Origin of the sequence: Sedimenticola sp. (assembly GCF_050289425.1) — a bacterium.
GTDB lineage: Bacteria > Pseudomonadota > Gammaproteobacteria > Chromatiales > Chromatiaceae > Sedimenticola.
The window spans coordinates 30,446-50,238 of the sequence record NZ_JBNKFS010000026.1; the positions used below are offsets into that span (position 1 = coordinate 30,446).

Consider the following 19,793-nt stretch of genomic DNA (forward strand, 5'->3'; position numbering starts at 1 on the left):
TCTCTTGCCGTAACGGCCGGTCTGGCCGCGAGAAGAAGAATGAGTGACAAATTGAAGATCATTTTTGCCGGAACCCCCGAGTTCTCGGTCCCCCCGCTACGTGAATTAATCGGCTCTCCCCATACCGTGGTGGCGGTCTATACCCAGCCCGATCGACCTGCCGGCCGTGGTCGCAAGTTGACCGCCAGTCCGGTCAAACAGTTGGCTTTGGAACGGGGTATCCCTGTCTACCAGCCAAAGAATTTCCGTCAAGAGGAGGATTTGGCGCAGCTCGAATCTTTTCAAGCCGATCTGATGGTGGTCGTGGCCTATGGATTGATCCTGCCGCAACGCGTGCTGGATGCGCCGCGGCTGGGCTGTATCAACATTCACGCCTCCCTGTTGCCACGCTGGCGCGGCGCGGCGCCGATCCAGCGTGCGGTGTTGGCGGGCGATACGCACACCGGCATCACTATTATGGAGATGGAGGCCGGGTTGGATACGGGGCCCATGCTGCTAAAAAGGGAGATCGCCATTGCGCCACAGGAGACCGGCGGGGCGCTGCATGACCGCCTCTCCGAGCTGGGAGCCGAGGCGCTGATGGCCGCCCTGCCCGGGATCGCGGACAGTACATTGCAGGCCGAGCCGCAGCAGGATGAACTGGCCAACTACGCGCAGAAACTGGAGAAGGCGGAATCCACCCTGGATTGGAGCCGGGATGCTGTCGCGTTGGATCGGCAAGTGCGTGCTTTCAATCCCTGGCCGGTGGCCCAGACGCAGATGGATGGCCAGGTGTTGCGTATTTGGGAGAGCACGCCGCTGCCCGGGGCGACCGACCAGGCTGCACCGGGAACCGTGCTGGCCTGTGGCCGTGAAGGCATTGATGTGGCGACGGGTGACGGGGTGTTGCGCATCCGTTCGTTGCAACTGCCCGGAAAGCGGGCGATGAGCGCCGCCGATTTTCTCAACGCCCACAATCCGCAAGGGGTGGTGCTTGGTTAATTGGCGGGTGATCCATTGATGAATACCCAGGCCGCGGCTCAGGTAAACCCCCGGATAGTGGCGGCGCGGCTGTTGCGTCAGCTGGCGGCCGGCCGTTCCATCTCGGATTTGCTGGAAAGCGGGCTGGATGCCGTTGCGCCACGGGATCGCGGGCTGGTCAAGGAGTTCTGCTTCGGCGTGGCACGTTGGCGGCCGCGGCTGGAGAAGATTGCCGGACAGTTGCTGAGTAAACCGATCAAGCCGAAAGAGGGGGACGTGCAGGCGCTGATCCTGCTGGGCCTCTATCAGCTGATCTATATGCGCGTGGCGCCTCACGCCGCGGTGGCAGAAACCGTCGAAGCGGCGCGGCAGATGGGCAAGCCGTGGGCGGTGGGGTTGATCAATGCCCTATTGCGGCGCTTCCAGCGCGAGCGGGAGGCCTTGCTGGCCCTGGCCGATAGCGACCCCCTCAGCCGCTATGCCGTTCCCGGTTGGCTGTATCAGCGTATCAAGGCGAATTGGCCTGACCACTGGGAGGCGATATGGCAGGCGGCCAACGCCCATCCGCCGATGAGTCTGCGCGTCAATCTGGCGGCCAACAGCCGCGATGAGTATCTGGCCGCTCTGCTGGCGGCGGATATCCCGGCGATGCCGATTCCCCATGTGCCAGCCGGTGTGCAACTGATTCAACCGCAGGACACCGCCCAGTTGCCCGGATTTGCCGAAGGACGGGTCTCGGTTCAGGATGGTGGTGCACAGCTGGCGGCTCCGCTATTGGATCTGCAGCCAGGCCTGCAGGTGCTGGATGCTTGTGCCGCGCCGGGCGGCAAGTCGGGACAAATTCTGGAGTCGGCGCCGGTACAGCTCACTGCAATGGACCTGGATCAACGCCGGCTTGACCGAGTGCGCCAGAACCTGGCACGGCTGGGGTTGACGGCAGAGGTGGTGCAGGGTGATGCCGCCAATCCGCAGGGCGCGTGGGCGGACAGGCAGTACGACCGCATCCTGCTGGATGTGCCCTGCTCGGCGACGGGAGTGATTCGCCGTCATCCCGATATCAAGCTGCTGCGGCGTGCGCAGGACATAGCAGCCCTGGTGGCGACCCAGGGACGTATTCTGCAGGCTATCTGGCCATTGCTGAAGCGGGGTGGGCGCATGGTATACGCCACCTGTTCGTTGTTGTCGGATGAAAACGACGGGCAGGTCAGTCGTTTTCTGGCGCAGACAGCCGATGCCCGGGAGCGGGTCATCGAAGCCGATTGGGGGCATGCCCGGCCGGTAGGTCGGCAAACCCTGCCTGGTGAGGAGACGATGGATGGGTTTTACTATGCTTGTTTGGAGAAACGCTGACCGCTGATGAATATCGCTCAACCGACAACAGGATGCATACAGACTGCTATCAGGTGGAGCGGTCTCCTGTGCCTGTTGCTGGTCAGTCTCAGTATTCCGCATTCGGCCTTGGCGAAAGCGTTCGAGGTGGAGGGGCTCTCGGCACACAAGGTTGAAGGTATCTTTTTGATGGATGCCACCATCCATTACAACTTTACCGAAGAAGCGCTGGAGGCACTGGATAGCGGCGTCCCGCTCACCCTGGAGGTACATATCCAGCTGCGTCGGGAAGGCGCCTGGGTCTGGGAAGCGGATCTGGTGGATAGCCGGTTGCGCTACCGGATACTGCATCAGGCACTGCACGGCCTCTATCAGGTGACCGACCTGGCCAACGGCAATCAACACTATTACGCCACCCGCAAGGCAGCTTTTACCGCGCTGGGACGGCTGCGCGACGTGCAGCTGATTCAGGCGGACAAGTTGCAGCAGGGTGAGAGCTATAAGCTGTCGCTCAAGTCAAGCCTGGACATTGAAGCCTTACCTCTCCCCCTTAGGCCGCTGGCTTATCTGAGTCCGGCCTGGAATCTGTCCAGCGAGTGGAGCCAATGGCGCCTGCAGCCCTGAAACGGTTGACTAACGGGGCGCTGCCGGTAGTCGCCCTGCTGGTTTTGGTGCTGGTGTCGCTGCACCTGATGAGCGGTGCCCTGCAGAACACCGAAGAGTTGAGCCGGCTGTTTATCCCCCTGCTGGTGACCAGTGTGCTGGGGCTGTTTGCGATGGTCATCGTGGTCAGCTTCAATCTGGTTCAGCTGGTTACCCGCTATCGCCGGCAGGCGGCCGGTTCACGGCTGGCGTTACGCTTAGTGGTGGTGTTTGTGGCGTTGTCGCTGGCCCCGGTGGCGGTGGTCTACTACTACTCACAGCAATTTCTCCTGCAGGGTATCGACAGCTGGTTTGATGTGCATATTGATCAATCCATGGAGGATGCCCTCAGCCTCGGTCGGGCTTCGTTGGATCTGCACAAACTGGAGCGGCTGAAAGTGGCCCAACTGCTGCTGGATGAACTCTCCGGCTCCTCGGTGGCCGGTCTGAGTCTCAGTCTGGAGGATCTGCGTGAACAGTTCGGGGCCAGTGAACTGGTGCTGATGGATGCCAACGGCAAGGCGATCACCAGTGTCAATGCCGACCCCAGTATCCTCATCACCAGCCGACCCGACGGCGCGATCCTGCAACAGATCCGTTCGGGCGAAGATTATGTCGGGGTAGAGCCGAATCCCAATCTGGAAGGGCAGCTTGAAGTGCGGGCGGTGGTAGCGGACCGTATTCGCAGTCGTCTGCTGCTGGCGCGTTTTCCGGTCTCTCGCGCTATCGCCGACCTTACGACCAAGGTGGAAGGGAGTTACAGCCGCTACAAAGAGTTGGCCTTCCTGCGTAAAAGCCTGAAGAGTACCTTCACCCTCTCCCTTGCCATGGTACTGCTGTTCAGTTTGCTGGCGGCGATCTGGGCGGCGTTCTTTACTGCCCGTCGACTGGTGAAGCCGGTTGCCGGCATTGCCGAAGGTACCCGCGAGGTGGCAGAAGGCAATTACGGTCTGCAGTTGCCGTTGCCCAAGGCGCGGGACGAGCTTGGGTTCCTGGTGGACTCGTTCAACTCCATGTCCCGGCGTATCGCCAAATCCCGCGATGAAACCGTCCGCACCCAGCGCCAGGTGGAGGCGCAGCGTACCTATCTGGAGACGGTGCTCGGACGTCTTTCGTCGGGGGTGATTTCACTCGACGCAAATGGCTATCTGCGTACCGCCAACCAGGCGGCAGGCGAGATTCTCCGGGTGGATTTGTCGCTGATGCTGGGACAGGATGTGGATGCACTCTCCCTGGTCTCTCCGCGCCTGCGTCAGTTTATCGAGGCCATACGGGAGCCGGTGGAGCGGGAGCGACGTGACTGGCGCGGCCAGATCACCCTGATTGGTGGTGAAGGGCGGCAGGTATTGCTCTGCCGTGGCACGCCCTTGGCCCAGCCGGAAGATGAGTCGATGGGTTACGGGCTGGTGTTTGATGATATCACCAACCTGCTCAAAGCCCAGCGGGATGCCGCCTGGGGTGAGGTGGCGCGACGCCTCGCCCACGAGATCAAGAACCCGCTGACGCCGATCCAGTTGTCGGCGGAGCGGTTACGACACAAATACCTCCATAAGATGCAGGGCAAGGATGCGGATGTCCTGGATCGTGCGACCCACACCATCGTCTCCCAGGTGGAAGCGATGAAGGAGATGGTAAACGCCTTCTCCGACTATGCTCGCCCCTCGCAGATCGACTCCCAGCCGGTACATCTGGATGGGCTGGTAAAAGAGGTGTTGGACCTGTATCGCAGTGCGGGTTTGGGTGCCGGTCTGGCGATCCGCCTGGGAGCGGGGGAGACCCGGGTCGAGGCGGATCCGATAAGATTACGCCAAGTGGTGCATAACTTAATTAAAAACGCTCAAGAAGCGGTCAGTGTGGAAAATGACCCGCAAATTGAAGTTAGTACTGAGTTAAAAGTGGAGAATGACCATAAATTTATCCAGCTGGAAGTGGTGGATAACGGTCCCGGCTTTGATCAGCAGATACTGTCCCACCTGTTCGAACCCTATGTCACCACCAAATCCAAGGGAACCGGTCTGGGTCTGGCGGTGGTGAAGAAGATCGCAGAAGAGCATGGTGGTACCATCTGGGCCGAAAACCGGCCGGAAGGGGGCGCCAGCCTGATCCTCCGGTTACCCACTATCGGGACGGACGGGCAATTTTCAGACGGTGTTGATCTAACTGACGGGCCCAAGATGAGGAGCAGAACCCCATGAGCGCACCCCACATCCTGGTGGTGGATGATGAACCGGATATCCGTACCCTGGTCAAGGAGATTCTGGAAGACGAAGAGTACGACGTGGCAATGGCGGAGGATGGCGCCACCGCACGCAAGGCGCTGCGTGACCGGCGTCCCGACCTGGTACTGCTGGATATCTGGATGCCCGATGTGGATGGCATTTCACTATTAAAGGAGTGGTCCGAGGGGGATGGGCTGCCCTGTCCGGTCATCATGATGTCCGGACATGGTACGGTGGAAACGGCGGTGGAAGCGACCCGCCTGGGCGCCTACGATTTTCTGGAAAAACCGCTGTCGCTGGCGAAGTTGCTGGTAACGGTGGAGCGGGCGCTGGAAGCGGACAAGCTGCAGCAGGAGAATATCGGCCTGCGCCGCCACATCCCGCATGTAGTGGAGCCGACCGGCCGCAGTGCGGTGATCCAGCGGTTGCGGGAACAGGTGAAGCGGATCGCCCAACACGATACCTGGGTACTGATTACCGGTGAGCCGGGCTCCGGTCGTGAAACCTTTGCCCGTTATCTGCATTCACAAAGCGTACGCCGAGATCGGCCCTTCATCGATGTGGGTGTGTCGTCCATCGCCCGGGGAAATTCGGCGTTGGAGCTGTTCGGCAGCGAGCAGGGGGAGCAGATCCATTACGGCGCCCTGGAGCAGGCACGCGGCGGCACCCTGTTCCTGGACGAAGTAGCGGACATGGATATCGAGGCCCAGTCCCAGTTGCTGGGCGCGCTGGACGGCGGTGCCTTTCTGCGGGTTGGCGGTTCGGAGCCGGTGCAGATCGATGTGCGTATCATCGCCGCCACCCAGAAAAATCTGCAGGATGAAGTGCAGGCGGGCCGTTTTCGCGAAGACCTGTTTTACCATCTCAATGTGGTGCCGCTGCATATACCGCCATTACGCGAACACCGGGAAGACGTGCCGGAGCTACTCTCCTATTATGTAGACAGCTACGTCGCCCATGAGAAATTGCCCTACCGGCGCTTTGATGTACGGGCTCAGAATTACCTGCGTAACCACAGCTGGCATGGCAACGTACGTGAACTGAAGAACCTGGTGCAACGGCTGTTGATACTGGGTGCCGGTGATGAAATCACCCAGGATGAGGTGGAGGCGGCGTTGGGGAGCGTAGGCCTGGCGTTGCAGAGCGGTGCCCGTTTTCCGGTCTCTTTCGATCAACCCCTGCGCCAGGCACGAGAGGCTTTCGAAAAGGCGTATCTGGAGTATCAGCTGGAGAAGCATGGCGGCAATGTGAGCCAGATTGCCCAGGAGTCAGGCATGGAACGGACCCATCTCTATCGAAAATTGAAATCGTTGGGCATTGATGTGAAAGACAAACGGTAATAAGCTCGCCAGCTTTGTAGCCGCGCGGTATACCGGCTGCGGCGACAGATCGGTTTAATCTGGAAACTGACAGAAACAGTAAAACAATGAAAATAATCATCCTAGGCGCCGGGCAGGTGGGGACGTCGGTAGCAAATAACCTGGCATCCGAGGCCAATGACATTACGGTGGTCGATCAGGATGCCGAACTGCTCAGGGACCTGCAGGACAGGCTTGATCTGGGTACCGTACAGGGCCATGCGGCCCACCCGGAGGTGCTGATGCGTGCCGGGGCCGAGGATGCCGACCTGATCCTCGCCGTCACCAACAGCGATGAGACCAACATGGTCGCCTGCCAAGTGGCCTACAGTTTGTTTCGTACCCCAACCAAGATTGCCCGGGTGCGTGCACTCGGCTTTACTAAATACCCCCAACTGTTCTCTCCTGAAGCGATGCCGATCGACGTGCTGATCAGCCCCGAGCAGTTGGTGACCGACTACATCATGCGTCTGGTGGAAAATCCCGGGGCGCTGCAGGTATTGGATTTTGCCGGTGGCCGGGTACGTCTGGTGGCGGTGCGCGCCTACTACGGTGGACCGCTGGTGGGTAACGAACTGCGTACTTTGTACGAACACATGCCCAATATCGAAGCGCGGGTGGCGGCCATCTACCGCCAAGGTCGCGCTATCCAGCCGGAAGGAGATACCATCATCGAGGCCGATGACGAAGTCTTCTTCATCGCCGCCAAGGAGAATATCCGCGCGGTGATGAGTGAATTGCGGCGTCTGGACAAACCCTTCAAGCGCCTGATCTTCGCTGGCGGCGGCAATATCGGCATGCGCCTGGCCCATGCCCTGGAGCGCGATTACCAGGTCAAGCTGATCGAACGTGACCGCCGACGCGCGCAGAAGGTGGCCGAAGAGTTGCCGAAGACCATCGTGTTGCACGGTGATGTAGCGGATGAAGACCTGTTGATGGAAGAGAATATCGAGGGGACCGATGTATTCTGTGCGGTTACCAACGATGACGAGGCCAATATCCTCTCCGCCATGTTGGCCAAGCGGTTGGGTGCACGCAAGGTAATGGCGCTGATCAATCGCGCGGCTTATGTGGATATGGTGCAGAGCGGACCGATCGATATCGCTATCTCTCCCCAACAGGCCACCATCGGCAGTTTGCTGACCCATGTGCGGCGCGGCGATGTGGTCATGGTGCACTCATTGCGCCGTGGCGCGGCCGAGGCAATCGAGGCGGTGGCCCATGGCGATCCCAGCTCCTCCAAGGTGGTGGGTCGGGCGATCGAGGATATCAAGTTGCCGAAGGGGACCAATATCGGTGCGGTGGTGCGTGGCGATGAGGTGCTGATCGCCCATCATGACACGGTGATCGAGTCGGAAGATCATGTCATCCTGTTCCTGGTGGACAAGCGGCAGATTCCGGATGTTGAGCGGCTATTCCAGGTGGGCATTACTTTCTTATAAAAGGGGACGGCCCGGGACCCGGTGCCGGCGTAGCTGAGCCATATGCAATTCAGTGCCATTCAACGCATACTCGGGATCCTGCTGATGCTGTTCAGCGTCACCATGCTGCCGCCGTTGCTGGTGTCGATCTGGTATGACGACGGCGCCCACTACTCTTTCCTGATCGCGTTCATTATTATTTTGATGGTGGGGGGTGTCTCCTGGGTTTTGGTTCCCGACCAGTCCCGCGAATTGCGTCTGCGGGATGGGTTCATGGTGGTGGTGATGTTCTGGACCGTGCTGGGCATCAGCGGATCGCTCCCGTTTACCCTGTCGGTCGATCCCCATATGTCCTTGACCGACGCGGTCTTTGAGTCCATTTCTGGGCTCACTACCACCGGCTCCACGGTGATTATCGGCCTGGATGAGCTGCCGGCGTCGGTGCTCTATTACCGCCAGCAACTGCAGTGGCTGGGGGGCATGGGTATCATCGTGTTGGCGGTGGCGGTATTGCCGATGTTGGGTATCGGCGGTATGCAGCTGTATCGCGCCGAGACACCGGGGCCGATGAAGGATTCCAAGCTGACGCCCCGCATCACGGAGACCGCCAAGGCGCTCTGGTATATCTACCTGGGTTTGACCATTGCCTGTGCCCTGGCGTACTGGGTGGCCGGTATGTCCCTGTTCGATGCGGTCGGCCACGCCTTTTCCACCGTCGCCATCGGCGGCTTCTCGACGCATGACGCCAGCATGGGGCATTTCGACAGTACCCTGATCGAGATGGTGGCGGTACTGTTTCTGCTGCTCTCCGGGGTCAATTTCGCCCTGCACTTTCTGGCCATCAGCCGGCGTAATCCGCGTATCTATTTTGTCGACAGCGAGTTTCGCTTCTATCTGGTGGTGCTGCTGTTTGTTTCGATTGTGGTGACGATAGCCCTGTACACCACCGGTACTTACCAGGATTGGAGCGAGGCCTTTACCAAAGGGCTGTTTCAAGCGGTTTCGATCGGTACAACGGCCGGATTCACCACGGCCGACTATTCTATCTGGCCGGGTTTTATCGCCATTGTGCTGCTGTTTACCAGCTTTATCGGCGGCTGTGCCGGCTCCACCGGCGGTGGTATCAAGGTGATCCGCTTTCTGTTGCTGATTAAGCAAGGGCTGCGGGAAATCACTCGCCTGATCCACCCCAGCGCACAACTGCCGATCCGCATCGGTGAGAAGAGCGTTACGCCACGCGTGGTGGAGGCGGTGTGGGGGTTCTTTGCCCTCTACGTGGCCAGTTTCACCTTCATGTATCTGGCCCTGGCGCTTACCGGATTGGACCTGATGACCTCTTTCTCGGCAGTGGCGGCCTCGATCAACAACCTGGGGCCGGGCCTGGCTGCGGTAGGTACCAACTATGCGGGGTTAAACGATCCGGCCAAATGGGTGCTCTGCTTTGCTATGCTGTTGGGACGCTTGGAGATCTTTACCCTGCTGGTGCTGTTGTCACCGGCCTACTGGCGGAAGTAGTGGCCCCATGAAGCAATCCCCGACTATCGACAAACCCGGTCTGATCAAGGCGTTGCAGGCAGTACTGCCCGACCATCTGATCCTGCATGAAGCCGAGGCGTTGCGCCCCTACGAGTGCGACGGCCTTTCCGCCTACCGGCAGGTGCCCCTGTTGGTGGTATTGCCGGAAAACGCCGAACAGGTCCAGCAGGTGATGCAGTGCTGTCACCGGCTGCAGGTGCCGGTGGTGGCACGGGGCGCGGCTACCGGGTTGTCCGGCGGTGCGCTGCCCCTGGCAAACGGTGTGTTGATGAGCCTGGCGAAGTTGAACCGCATCCTGCATATCGATCCGCTCAACCGCACCGCGCGGGTCCAGCCCGGTGTCCGAAACCTGGCCATCTCCCAGGCGGTTGAGGCCCAGGGTCTCTACTATGCCCCGGACCCCTCATCGCAGATCGCCTGTACGATCGGTGGCAACGTGGCGGAGAATTCCGGCGGCGTGCATTGCCTCAAATACGGTTTGACCGTGCACAACGTACTGCAGCTGAAAGTGGTGACGGCTCAGGGTGATTTGATCACCTTTGGTGCCGAGGCACTGGATGCGCCGGGGTTTGATTTGCTGGCGCTGATGATCGGCTCCGAGGGGATGCTGGGTATCGTGGTGGAAGTGTTGGTCAAGTTGCTGCCGACGCCGGAGCGGGCCCAGGTGTTACTGGCTGCTTTCGACGATGTCAGCAAAGCCGCCAACGCGGTGGGTGATGTGATCGCTGCCGGTATCATCCCGGCCGGTCTGGAGATGATGGACGGCATGGCGATCCGCGCCGCCGAGGATTTTGTCCACGCCGGCTATCCGGTGGAAGCCGAAGCGATCCTGCTGTGCGAACTGGACGGCGCCAATGAAGAGGTTTCCGCCCACTTGGCCAAAGTACGGCAACAGTTGCTCGACTCCGGTGCCACGGAGGTCCGCACCGCGCGGGATGAGGCGGAACGGGCCCTGTTCTGGAAGGGGCGCAAGTCGGCCTTTCCGGCGGTGGGTCGGATCTCGCCGGACTACTACTGCATGGATGGCACCGTGCCGCGCAAACGGCTGGCCGAGGTGCTGCTGGAGACCAGCCGCCTGTCGGAGCAGTTTCAACTGCCGGTGGCCAATGTGTTCCATGCCGGCGACGGTAACCTGCACCCGCTGATCCTGTATGATGCCAATCAACCCGGTGAACTGAAACGGGCGGAGGATTTGGGGGCCGCGATACTGGAGCTCTGCGTGAGGGTCGGTGGCACCATCACGGGCGAACACGGGGTGGGACATGAAAAGATCCACCAGATGTGCGTCCAGTTCAGCGCCGCCGAACTGACCCAGTTTCATGCGGTGAAGCAGGCGTTCGACCCTCAGCGATTGCTCAATCCCGGTAAGGCGATACCCCAGCCCCGGCGCTGTTCCGAATACAAAGCGCTGGGTAGCGACACCCTGACGGCGCCCAGTGCCAGAACGTTAGGAGCCTGATATGCGGATTCCCTCCAACGATATCAGCCAGGGGTTGATGCAGCGAGTGACCGAGGCGGCGGCGCAGCAACAGTCACTGCAGTTGTGCGGCTCCGGTAGCAAGGTGTTCCTCGGTCGGCAGCCCAGCGGTTCTCCCCTGGATCTCACCGGGCACCGCGGCGTGATCAATTACGAACCGCGGGAGTTGGTCATAACCGCCCGTGCCGGCACCCGGTTAGACGAACTGGAAGCGCTGCTTGCCGCCGAGGGGCAGATGCTGCCGTTTGAACCCGCTCACTTCGGCGATGCCGCTACCCTGGGTGGGACAGCCGCCTGTGGCCTGTCGGGACCGCGTCGCCCCTATGCCGGTGCGTTCCGGGATTTTGTCCTCGGCGCGACCTTGATCAATGGCCTCGGTGAGCGGCTGCGCTTCGGCGGTGAAGTGATGAAAAATGTGGCCGGCTACGACCTTTCCCGGCTGATGATCGGGGCCATGGGCACCCTTGGTCTGCTGCTGGATATCAGTCTGAAGGTCTTACCGCTGCCCGAGACAGAGTGCACCCTGGTGCAGACCTGCGGCGAAGCGCAGGCGATTGAATTGATGAACCGTCTGGCCGGCACCCCGATGCCGCTGAGCGGAGCCGCCTATGATGGCCTCAATCTCTATCTGCGGCTCTCCGGGTCGGAGCAGGGGGTGATGGCCGCACAGGGCCAATTGGGCGGAGAAGTGCTGGAGGAGGGGGGGCGTTTCTGGCAGCGCCTGCGTGAGTTGACCCACCCCTTCTTTGACAATCGGCGACCGCTGTGGCGACTTTCGGTCGCTTCCGCCGCGCCCCCCCTGGGTCTGCCCGGAAAGCAGTTTATCGACTGGGGCGGCGCCCAGCGCTGGCTGATCACCGACCAGTCCGCCGAGCGGGTGCGGGAGGTTGCCGTGCGGCAGGGCGGCCATGCGCAACTGTTTCGCGGCGGTGACCGCACCGGGGCGGTGAATCAGCCGCTCCCGGCGGCACTGATGCAACTGCACCAACAGTTGAAGCAAGCCCTGGATCCCAAGGGGATCTTCAATCCGGGCCGGCTCTATCCGGAGTTCTGATGCAAACCCATCTGTTGCCCACCATTCTCGATACCCCGCAGGGCCAGGAGGCGGATGCCATCCTGCGTAGCTGCGTGCACTGCGGATTCTGCACCGCTACCTGTCCCACCTACCAGCTTTTGGGGGATGAGCTGGATAGCCCACGGGGGCGCATCTACCTGATCAAGCAGGTGTTGGAAGGCCAGCCGGTCACCGAGCGGACCCAGCGCCACCTGGATCGTTGTCTCACCTGTCGCTCCTGTGAAACCACCTGTCCCTCCGGGGTGAGGTACGCCCGGCTGTTGGATATCGGTCGGAGCGTGGTGGAAAAGCGGGTGGGGCGCCCGCCGTTGGCCGCCGTGAAGCGCTGGGGTCTGCGCCAACTGTTGCCTTATCCGGGCCGTTTTGCTCTGGCCTTGCGCCTGGGGCAGTGGGTTCGGCCGCTGTTGCCGGCTAAGCTGCAACAGAAGCTGCCGACCCGGGTACAGGTGGATTCCCGCCCCGTGCTCCGACACAGCCGGCGCATGTTGCTGCTGGAGGGGTGCGCCCAGTCGGTTGCGACCCCCAACACCAATGCTGCGACGGCCCGGGTGCTGGACCGTTTGGGTATCTCGCTGATTTCGCCGGCCGACCAGGGTTGCTGTGGCGCAGTCAGTCAGCACCTGTCGGCAGAGGACGAAGCCGCCGCTTTCATGCGCCGCAACATCGATGCCTGGTGGCCCCATATCGAAAACGGTGCAGAGGCGATCCTGATCACCGCCAGTGGTTGCGGTAGCCAGGTCAAGGAGTATGGCGAGTTGTTACAACAGGATGCGGGCTACGCCGAGAAGGCCAGACGGGTATCTGCGCTGGCGCGGGACCTGTGTGAAGTGGTGGACGCGGAGGCGTTGGAACAGCTCTCGATCACCGCGCCGGGACTGCGGGTTGCCTATCACTCCCCCTGTTCGCTACAGCATGGGCAGCAGTTGGCCGGCCGGGTGGAGGCGATCCTGACTCGTCTCGGATTCAAGCTGACCCCGGTGGCGGACAGCCATCTCTGTTGCGGGTCCGCCGGTACCTATTCGATCCTGCAACCGGCGCTTTCGCAGCGGCTGCTGGATAATAAATTGACGGCACTGCAAGCGGGAGAGCCGCAATGGATCGTCTCGGCGAACGTGGGTTGTCAATTGCACTTGCAGAGCGGCACCACGCAGTCGGTTAGGCACTGGATCGAGCTGTTGGATGAGACAATGGCCTGAGCGCTACCCGAGGGTACGCGCTAGGCGTGATGATGGGTCTTGGATTGAAACAGCTGGTGGAGTTTTTTGGCGCTGATCGGCTTGGGTTCAAAATGGCAAAGTGAGTAGTCACACTCACGCACATTGAGGTAACCGCTGCTGAGGATAATCTGCATCTGCGGGTTGATAGCCCGCAGTTGCGTCACCAGATCCGCCCCGCAACCATCCGGCAGATTGTAATCCAGCAACGCCATATCCAGCTGTTCCTGCCGGGCTGTCCGCATCGCCTCCGCACAACAGTCGGTGGCGGTAACCCGATAGCCTAGGTCCTCAAACTCCCAAGTCAGCATCTGCCGTAGCGAACGGTTATCCTCGACAATCAGCAGATGGGGTGCGCAGGCCATGGGTCAGGCGACCAGGGCTTCTTTCAATTTATTGCGTGCCCGGAACAGCCGGGTGCCGACGCCGGCCGAGCTGATGCCCAGCTTCTCGGCAATCTCTTTCTGCGAATAACCGCCGATCACCTGATGCACCAGGGGTTCCCGATACTCGGCTGGCAAATCGTCGATGGCACGGCGCAACACAAAGGCCTCCGTGGAAGTGTCGTAGTAATTGTCGTTCGACTCCAGGGTCTCCAATGGAATGTCGGATTCCTGTAACTGCTTGCGTTCGAAGCGACGGGCATTTTCGCGCCGCAGGATGGTGAACAACCAGCCTTTGGCCGCTTTGGGGTTCTGCAGATTATGCAACGATTTCCAAGCCCGTAACAAAGTCTCCTGGACCAGATCCTCTGCGGTGTGTTTGTCACCGGCGAGCCAATGGGCGTAACGCTGCAGGTCCTGTGCGTATTGGCTGACCAGCTCGTTAAAGTGGCGGTTGTCGTCCTGCTTGCTCGGTGCAGGTGCTTCGTTCCAGTTCTGTACCAGGGCTAAATTGCTCATTACTCGATATCCTTGCTGTCAGTTGTGTGTTGGGTTTGCAAGGAGCAGAGCAGAAGCCGTGCCAAGTTTATAACTAATTGAAATATAAAGAATTAATGTAAAGTTTACCGTATAAAATCGTAACAAAACGTTGTAACGAAACGTTAAACGTAACGATCTGATGAGGCCGGTATCCGCACGGGCAGGGCAGGCACGGGGGCCTGCCCCTACGAATTGTGGGGTGGTAGATGAGCCGTGGCATTGTCACCGCCTGTGTAGGCAGGATCTGTTCGCCTCACTTGTCGGTTTGCGCCGACACCAGACCCGTCGGCTACACGCCATACCATGACGCTTACGTGTCGCGTAGGGGCAACCCCCTGTGGTTGCCCGTTCGATACGGCCACCCTTGGTTCCCGGAAGGGCAGGCACGGGGGCCTGCCCCTACACATTGTTGGGTGGATGGAGGATGGCCTCGTTATCGCTCGGGCATGCAAGACTTGTATGCCTTGAGCAGGACGCAAGACCTATCGGTCTCTCAGGGGAGAATCAGGTTGTATTTCTTGATCTTGCGGTCCAGGGCGGGGCGGGAGATGCCCAGGATCTCGCAGCTGTTGCCTTTGTGTCCCCCGGTATGATCCAGCACGCGCTGGATATGCGCCGCCTCCACCTGATCCAGGGTCCGCTCCACCGGGCCGTTGCCAGCGGTTGCCGGGGTTGCCTGCTGGAGGGGGGTGTTGGTAGGCGGTTTGAACAGCAACAGATCGGGTGTCAGTACGTTGCCCCGGGCATGCACCAGCGCCTGGGTAAGCAAGTTTTCCAGCTCCCGCACATTGCCTGGCCAGTCGTAACTCTTGAGGGCCGCCAGGGATGCGTCGGTGAGCTGGACGGGCGGTTTGTGAATCTTGCGGGCGATACGCTCGATCAACGCCTCCGCCAGCAGAGGAATATCTTCCAGCCGTTCACGCAGGGGCGGCAGGTGAATGGAGATGACCTTTAGCCGGTACGCCAGATCTTCACGAAACCGGCCGGCAGCCGCTTCGGCAAACAGATCCCGGTGGGTGGCGGCGATGATGCGTGCGTTGGTACGCAGTTGCTGGCTGCCGCCAACCCGCTCGAAGGTCTGCTCCTGCAGGATCCGCAGTAGCTTGGCCTGGAGTGAGGGCGCCAGTTCGCCAATCTCGTCCAGAAAGAGGGTGCCATCCTGGGCCAGCTCAAATTTCCCCTGTTTGCGTTCGCTAGCCCCGGTGAAGGCGCCTTTTTCGTGGCCGAACAGCTCGCTCTCCAACAGGGTGTCGACGATGGCGGCGCAGTTGATTGCCACGAAGGGTCCCGTGACGCCGGAGTGGGTATGGATCAGCCGTGCCACCACCTCCTTGCCGGTGCCGGACTCACCGGTAATCAGCACGGTGGCATTGCTGCCGGCGCTGAGCGCAATCTCCTTGCTCACCTGCAACATCGCTTCGCCACGGCCGATCAACTCCTGGTGGGTTTTTGGCTCCGGGTCGTCGGCGTGCAGTGCCTTGACTTCGCGGGACAGGCGCTGATTCTCCAGCACCCGCTCCACCACGTGTTGCAGCTCGCTAATCTTGATCGGCTTATGGATAAAATCGACCGCGCCCAGTTTAATCGCCTCGATGGCCAACTCCAGGTCATGTTGGCCGGTCATCATGATCACACTCTGGTCCAGCGACTCCTCGCCGATTTGGCGCAGCAGGTCGATGCCCTGGCCGTCCGGCAATTGTTGGTCCAACAACAGGAGGTCGTAGGCGGAGGCGCGAATTTTGTCGAGCCCCGTGGCGCAATGATGCGTCCCCTCCACCTGAAAGCCTTGCTCCTCGAAGTGGAGTTGCAGCATCTGGTTCAGGGCGTCGTCATCTTCGATGATCAGCAGTCGGGTGGTCATGGGTCTCTGTGTGCCTCCTGGCGCTAAGCATACTTCATCCGGGCGTGGGCAAGCAGCTCCGTTAAGGGGTTTTGGATGCCTGACGCCGCAACAGGCCGAAGACCAGGGCGGCCCAGCCCGCCAGCAGACAGACGCCGCCAAGCGGGGTGATGAAGCCGAGCCATATCAATCCGCTCAGTGCCATCAGATAGAGGCTGCCTGAGAACAGCACAATGCCTGCCAACATCAGCCACCCGGCGATTCGGATCCAGCGGCCAGACGGAAAGTGCAGCCCCAGCAAACCGGTCAGGAGCAGCGCTGCCGAGTGCAAGCCCTGATACTGAACGGCCGTTTGCCAAACAGCCATCATCTCGTTGCTCAGGCTGGCGCGCAACGCATGGGCACCAAAGGCCCCCAGGGCTACGGTGACAAAGCCGCACAGAGCCCCCGCAATCAATTGGTATCGGGACAGGGTATTCAATGGGATTGGCTCCGCCCCAGTTCACTGAGGATATCCAGGGTCAACTGGCGTGTCTGCTCATTCATCCCTTTGCATAGCTTATCGGCGTCCCGTTCGCCGTTGATCAGCGGGCGGATCACCGCTGCCAGCCGCGCCATGGATCCCCCGGCGCGACTCATCTGCTCAGCCATGTTGGAGATCAGGGTCAGGGCCTCGACGTTACCGCGGGCGGCGGCCTGGATCATCCCGGCCAGACCGGGTGCGGCCATCGTCGGTTCCGGTCGGGCGGTGGGGTCGGGCAGGGTGTTGGGGTCTTGCAGACCGCGCAGAATCGCCTCGGCAATCACCCGATCTTCCTCGTCCAATCCCTGGATCAACGACAACTCCCGCTGACCGCCTGCGATCTGTCGAACTGCCCGGACCAGGGCTTGCCAACCGCTCGCCTCCGCCTGCTGCAAAAGCGGCTCCAGTGCGGCCCGGTTGTCCGGCTGCTGGGCCAGTTGCACCACCTGGCAGATGAAGGGGGCGTGCAGGGTGACGATCTGTTGCTGTTTGGGGGGTAGATTTTTCATAAAAGACAGCGTGTTAAATGACGTTGCTTCACCATAACCGAGGTGCGGTCGAGAGGGAAGCCCGGTTGCAAAATGGCGATGCCATCAGTTTCTTATCCAGCGAATAAACAGGGCTTATGCACCGACCAAAACTACTGTTTGGCACTTTTATTAGCAAATCTTTATGTTGTCACTCCTGATTTCTGGAATGCTCGGCTGAAAGTTGCCTTCTCTGTTTGTCATGCAGGGTTATCGAGAGAGTGACCAGAGCTTAAGTCCACTGGGCCAGCGCGCTGCCGCAGGAACGCGGTCCGGGGATACAACAGATTGAGAATCTTCCCGGATATCCGGGTATCGACTCGAGAAAACGCCATTGAAGTCTGGTGGTGATTTTAACACTGCAGTGAAACTAGGAGAAAAAGTACCATGCCTACATTTGTGCGTACTGATAAGTGTGATGGCTGCAAGGGTCAGGACAAGACCGCTTGTATGTACATCTGCCCGCATAACCTGATGAAACTGGATATGGACGGTTCCTTGACCGGTCATGCCATGAAATCGTTCAACCAGGAGCCCGATCAGTGCTGGGAGTGTTACTCCTGCATCAAGATCTGTCCGCAGCAGGCTATCGAAGCGCGTCCCTACGCCGATATCGTTCCGCTGGGCGCATCTGTACAGCCGCTGCGTGGTACCGACTCCATCATGTGGACCATCAAGTTCCGCAACGGCACCATGAAGCGTTTCAAGTTCCCCATCCGCACCACCCCGGAAGGTTCTATCGATCCTTACGGTGGCAAGCCAGAGGCTGATATTTCCAAGATCGCTGAGTCCGGCTTCTTCGTGCAGGTCAACGGTTATCGCGCAGGCGATCCCAGCGAGCTGATCAAGAAGTGAGCTGCGGCATAGCCGAACTGTATTTGTAAAGTTTTTAGAATAAAGAGGAAATTCAAATGGCTGGTGAATTCGGAAATCCTGAAGTCATCGAAGAAGAGGTAGACATCCTCATCATCGGTGGTGGTATGGGCGCCTGTGGTGCAGCTTATGAGATCGGCCCGTGGGTCGACGCTGCCAAGAAACAGGGCGTGGATATCAAAGTCAAACTGGTCGACAAGGCCGCTATGGATCGTTCCGGTGCTGTGGCACAGGGTCTGTCCGCTATCAACACCTACATCGGTTCCGAGCAGGATCCGGCGGATTATGCCCGCATGGTCTCCAACGACCTGATGGGTATCACCCGTGACGATCTGACCTACGATCTGGGCCGCCACGTGGATGAGTCTGTGCACTTGTTCGAAGAGTGGGGTCTGCCGATCTGGAAGACCGACGAGAACGGCGAGCGCTTTGACGGCTCCAAGGGCATGACCCCGTTGAAAGACGGTGGTAAGCCGGTACGTTCCGGTAAGTGGCAGATCATGATCAACGGCGAATCCTACAAATGGATCGTCGCTGAGGCTGCCAAGAAGGCACTGGGTATCGAAAACATCCAGGAGCGTGTCTTCATCGTCAAGCTGGTCAACGACAAGAACGACAAGAACCGCGTTGCCGGTGCCGTCGGTTTCTCCGTACGTGACCACAAGCTGTTCGTCTACAAGTTCAAGGCTTGCCTGCTGGTAGCCGGTGGCTGTGTGAACATCTTCCGTCCCCGTTCAGTCGGTGAGGGTCAGGGTCGTGCCTGGTATCCCGTATGGAATGCCGGTTCCACCTACTCCATGGCTGCAGAGGCCGGCGCTGAGCTGACCCTGATGGAAAACCGCTTCGTACCGACCCGTTTCAAAGACGGTTACGGTCCGGTGGGTGCTTGGTTCCTGCTGTTCAAATCCAAGGCTACCAACGCCTTCGGTGAAGTCTACATGGACCGCAACAAGGAGATGCTGGACGACTATCCTCCTTACGGCCAGGCGGCTGTTCCGGCTTCCTGTCTGCGTAACCACCTGATGCTGAAAGAGATGCGTGAAGGTCGTGGTCCGATCTGGATGGACACCGTCACCGCACTCGCCAACCTGCGTGAGACCCTGACCCCCCGTGAGGTCAAGCATCTCGAAGCCGAGGCCTGGGAAGACTTCCTGGATATGTGTATCGGCCAGTGTGGTATCTGGGCTGGTGAAAACGTTGAGCCAGAGAAGAAAAACTCCGAGCTGATGCCGACCGAACCGTACCTGTTGGGTTCACACTCCGGCTGCTGCGGCATCTGGGTCTCCGGTCCTACCGATGTTGGTGCACCGACTGATGAGACGATGGATGGTGTGCCTGCACACCTGCCGAAAGGCTGGAACTGGGGCTACCGTGGCATGACCACCGTACAGGGTCTGTTCACCGCCGCTGACGGCGTGGGCGCATCCGGCCACAAGTTCTCCTCCGGTTCACACGCCGAGGGTCGTATGTGTGCCAAATCCATGGTGCAGTTCGTCATGGACAACCAGGGCCACACCCCCGAGCTGGAGACCAGCGTTGAGGATCTGGTGACCGAGATCTATCGTCCGGTACGTAACTTCCTGGAGTTCAAGGATTACACCACCGCGATCGACGTCAACCCCAACTACATCAAACCCAACGGCATGATGTATCGCATGATGAAGGCCACCCACGAGTATGGTGCCGGAACAGCCACTTTCTACCAGACCACTACCAAGAATCTGGAGATCGTCATGGAACTGCTCCAGACCATGCGCGAAGACAACGAGAAGCTGGCCGCCGGTGATCTGCACGAATTGATGAGAGCCTGGGAAATTCAGCACCGCATCTGGACCGTGGAATCGCACCTGCGCCACATCCAGTACCGCAAAGAGAC

17 protein-coding genes are annotated in these 19,793 nt (G+C 60.0%); 12 read left to right on the forward strand and 5 right to left on the reverse strand.

Going from position 1 to position 19,793, the window contains the following annotated elements; genetic code table 11:
* The first annotated feature begins 39 nt into the window (after positions 1 to 39).
* From fmt to glcF, 10 genes are all read left to right on the forward strand, one after another.
* A complete protein-coding gene (fmt, locus tag ACQY5R_RS15845; RefSeq protein ID WP_428610067.1) occupies positions 40 to 981 on the forward strand; it encodes a methionyl-tRNA formyltransferase in 942 nt (313 codons plus the stop codon).
* An 18-nt stretch (positions 982 to 999) separates the two neighbouring features.
* The gene (gene rsmB / locus ACQY5R_RS15850) at positions 1,000 to 2,310 is read left to right on the forward strand and encodes a 16S rRNA (cytosine(967)-C(5))-methyltransferase RsmB (protein WP_428610068.1); all 1,311 of its coding nucleotides are present in this window, start codon (positions 1,000 to 1,002) and stop codon (positions 2,308 to 2,310) included.
* A 6-nt stretch (positions 2,311 to 2,316) separates the two neighbouring features.
* Positions 2,317 to 2,913, forward strand: coding sequence for a DUF4390 domain-containing protein (locus ACQY5R_RS15855; protein ID WP_428610069.1), 597 nt, complete (start codon positions 2,317 to 2,319; stop codon positions 2,911 to 2,913).
* Positions 2,895 to 5,126 carry an ATP-binding protein gene (locus ACQY5R_RS15860; RefSeq protein ID WP_428610070.1) on the forward strand — a complete coding sequence of 744 codons (2,232 nt, stop codon included), beginning with the start codon at positions 2,895 to 2,897 and terminating at the stop codon, positions 5,124 to 5,126. The genes ACQY5R_RS15855 and ACQY5R_RS15860 overlap by 19 nt, the downstream gene beginning before the upstream one ends.
* A complete protein-coding gene (locus ACQY5R_RS15865; RefSeq protein WP_428610072.1) occupies positions 5,123 to 6,490 on the forward strand; it encodes a sigma-54-dependent transcriptional regulator in 1,368 nt (455 codons plus the stop codon). The genes ACQY5R_RS15860 and ACQY5R_RS15865 overlap by 4 nt, the downstream gene beginning before the upstream one ends.
* Before the next feature lie 86 nt (positions 6,491 to 6,576).
* Complete coding sequence (trkA, locus tag ACQY5R_RS15870) at positions 6,577 to 7,950, forward strand: Trk system potassium transporter TrkA (RefSeq protein WP_428610073.1); 1,374 nt, start codon at positions 6,577 to 6,579, stop codon at positions 7,948 to 7,950.
* A 42-nt stretch (positions 7,951 to 7,992) separates the two neighbouring features.
* Positions 7,993 to 9,444, forward strand: coding sequence for a TrkH family potassium uptake protein (locus ACQY5R_RS15875; RefSeq protein WP_428610075.1), 1,452 nt, complete (start codon positions 7,993 to 7,995; stop codon positions 9,442 to 9,444).
* A gap of 7 nt (positions 9,445 to 9,451) precedes the next feature.
* Positions 9,452 to 10,924, forward strand: coding sequence for an FAD-linked oxidase C-terminal domain-containing protein (locus tag ACQY5R_RS15880; RefSeq protein ID WP_428610076.1), 1,473 nt, complete (start codon positions 9,452 to 9,454; stop codon positions 10,922 to 10,924).
* Position 10,925: 1 nt separating this feature from the next.
* Positions 10,926 to 11,996, forward strand: a complete 1,071-nt coding sequence (glcE, locus tag ACQY5R_RS15885) for a glycolate oxidase subunit GlcE (RefSeq protein WP_428610077.1) — start codon at positions 10,926 to 10,928, stop codon at positions 11,994 to 11,996.
* Entirely contained in the window at positions 11,996 to 13,213 is a 1,218-nt protein-coding gene (gene glcF, locus ACQY5R_RS15890; RefSeq protein ID WP_428610078.1) for a glycolate oxidase subunit GlcF, read from the forward strand. Before glcE ends, glcF begins: the two co-directional genes overlap by 1 nt.
* 20 nt (positions 13,214 to 13,233) lie before the next feature.
* Here glcF and ACQY5R_RS15895 read toward each other — a convergent pair whose 3' ends face one another.
* The 5 genes from ACQY5R_RS15895 to ACQY5R_RS15915 all read right to left on the reverse strand — a co-directional run bounded on the left by ACQY5R_RS15895 (position 13,234) and on the right by ACQY5R_RS15915 (position 17,026).
* Entirely contained in the window at positions 13,234 to 13,596 is a 363-nt protein-coding gene (locus ACQY5R_RS15895; RefSeq protein WP_428610079.1) for a response regulator, read from the reverse strand.
* A gap of 3 nt (positions 13,597 to 13,599) precedes the next feature.
* On the reverse strand, positions 13,600 to 14,133 hold the full coding sequence (locus ACQY5R_RS15900) for a sigma-70 family RNA polymerase sigma factor (RefSeq protein ID WP_428610080.1): 534 nt from the start codon (positions 14,131 to 14,133) through the stop codon (positions 13,600 to 13,602).
* Between the two features lie 514 nt (positions 14,134 to 14,647).
* Positions 14,648 to 16,015 carry a sigma-54-dependent transcriptional regulator gene (locus tag ACQY5R_RS15905; RefSeq protein ID WP_428610081.1) on the reverse strand — a complete coding sequence of 456 codons (1,368 nt, stop codon included), beginning with the start codon at positions 16,013 to 16,015 and terminating at the stop codon, positions 14,648 to 14,650.
* Between the two features lie 61 nt (positions 16,016 to 16,076).
* Entirely contained in the window at positions 16,077 to 16,475 is a 399-nt protein-coding gene (locus ACQY5R_RS15910; protein ID WP_428610083.1) for a DUF423 domain-containing protein, read from the reverse strand.
* Positions 16,472 to 17,026, reverse strand: a complete 555-nt coding sequence (locus tag ACQY5R_RS15915; RefSeq protein WP_428610085.1) for a hypothetical protein — start codon at positions 17,024 to 17,026, stop codon at positions 16,472 to 16,474. The genes ACQY5R_RS15910 and ACQY5R_RS15915 overlap by 4 nt, the downstream gene beginning before the upstream one ends.
* A 405-nt stretch (positions 17,027 to 17,431) precedes the next feature.
* Between ACQY5R_RS15915 and aprB the strand changes: the two genes are divergently transcribed.
* Positions 17,432 to 17,899, forward strand: a complete 468-nt coding sequence (gene aprB, locus ACQY5R_RS15920; RefSeq protein WP_029134891.1) for an adenylyl-sulfate reductase subunit beta — start codon at positions 17,432 to 17,434, stop codon at positions 17,897 to 17,899.
* A gap of 56 nt (positions 17,900 to 17,955) precedes the next feature.
* Positions 17,956 to 19,793: adenylyl-sulfate reductase subunit alpha (gene aprA / locus ACQY5R_RS15925; RefSeq protein WP_428610087.1), on the forward strand; the 1,838-nt coding region annotated here is incomplete at its 3' end.

Bases quoted from the DNA above. Each gene is read 5' to 3' on its own strand.
- ACQY5R_RS15880 (WP_428610076.1), top strand. From the start codon at position 9,452: ATGAAGCAATCCCCGACTATCGACAAACCCGGTCTGATCAAGGCGTTG.
- trkA (WP_428610073.1), top strand. From the start codon at position 6,577: ATGAAAATAATCATCCTAGGCGCCGGGCAGGTGGGGACGTCGGTAGCA.
- ACQY5R_RS15860 (WP_428610070.1), top strand. From the start codon at position 2,895: ATGGCGCCTGCAGCCCTGAAACGGTTGACTAACGGGGCGCTGCCGGTA.
- ACQY5R_RS15875 (WP_428610075.1), top strand. From the start codon at position 7,993: ATGCAATTCAGTGCCATTCAACGCATACTCGGGATCCTGCTGATGCTG.
- ACQY5R_RS15900 (WP_428610080.1), bottom strand. From the start codon at position 14,133: ATGAGCAATTTAGCCCTGGTACAGAACTGGAACGAAGCACCTGCACCG.
- ACQY5R_RS15865 (WP_428610072.1), top strand. From the start codon at position 5,123: ATGAGCGCACCCCACATCCTGGTGGTGGATGATGAACCGGATATCCGT.
- ACQY5R_RS15915 (WP_428610085.1), bottom strand. From the start codon at position 17,026: ATGAAAAATCTACCCCCCAAACAGCAACAGATCGTCACCCTGCACGCC.
- ACQY5R_RS15905 (WP_428610081.1), bottom strand. From the start codon at position 16,015: ATGACCACCCGACTGCTGATCATCGAAGATGACGACGCCCTGAACCAG.
- rsmB (WP_428610068.1), top strand. From the start codon at position 1,000: ATGAATACCCAGGCCGCGGCTCAGGTAAACCCCCGGATAGTGGCGGCG.
- ACQY5R_RS15895 (WP_428610079.1), bottom strand. From the start codon at position 13,596: ATGGCCTGCGCACCCCATCTGCTGATTGTCGAGGATAACCGTTCGCTA.
- fmt (WP_428610067.1), top strand. From the start codon at position 40: ATGAGTGACAAATTGAAGATCATTTTTGCCGGAACCCCCGAGTTCTCG.
- ACQY5R_RS15855 (WP_428610069.1), top strand. From the start codon at position 2,317: ATGAATATCGCTCAACCGACAACAGGATGCATACAGACTGCTATCAGG.
- aprB (WP_029134891.1), top strand. From the start codon at position 17,432: ATGCCTACATTTGTGCGTACTGATAAGTGTGATGGCTGCAAGGGTCAG.
- glcF (WP_428610078.1), top strand. From the start codon at position 11,996: ATGCAAACCCATCTGTTGCCCACCATTCTCGATACCCCGCAGGGCCAG.
- glcE (WP_428610077.1), top strand. From the start codon at position 10,926: ATGCGGATTCCCTCCAACGATATCAGCCAGGGGTTGATGCAGCGAGTG.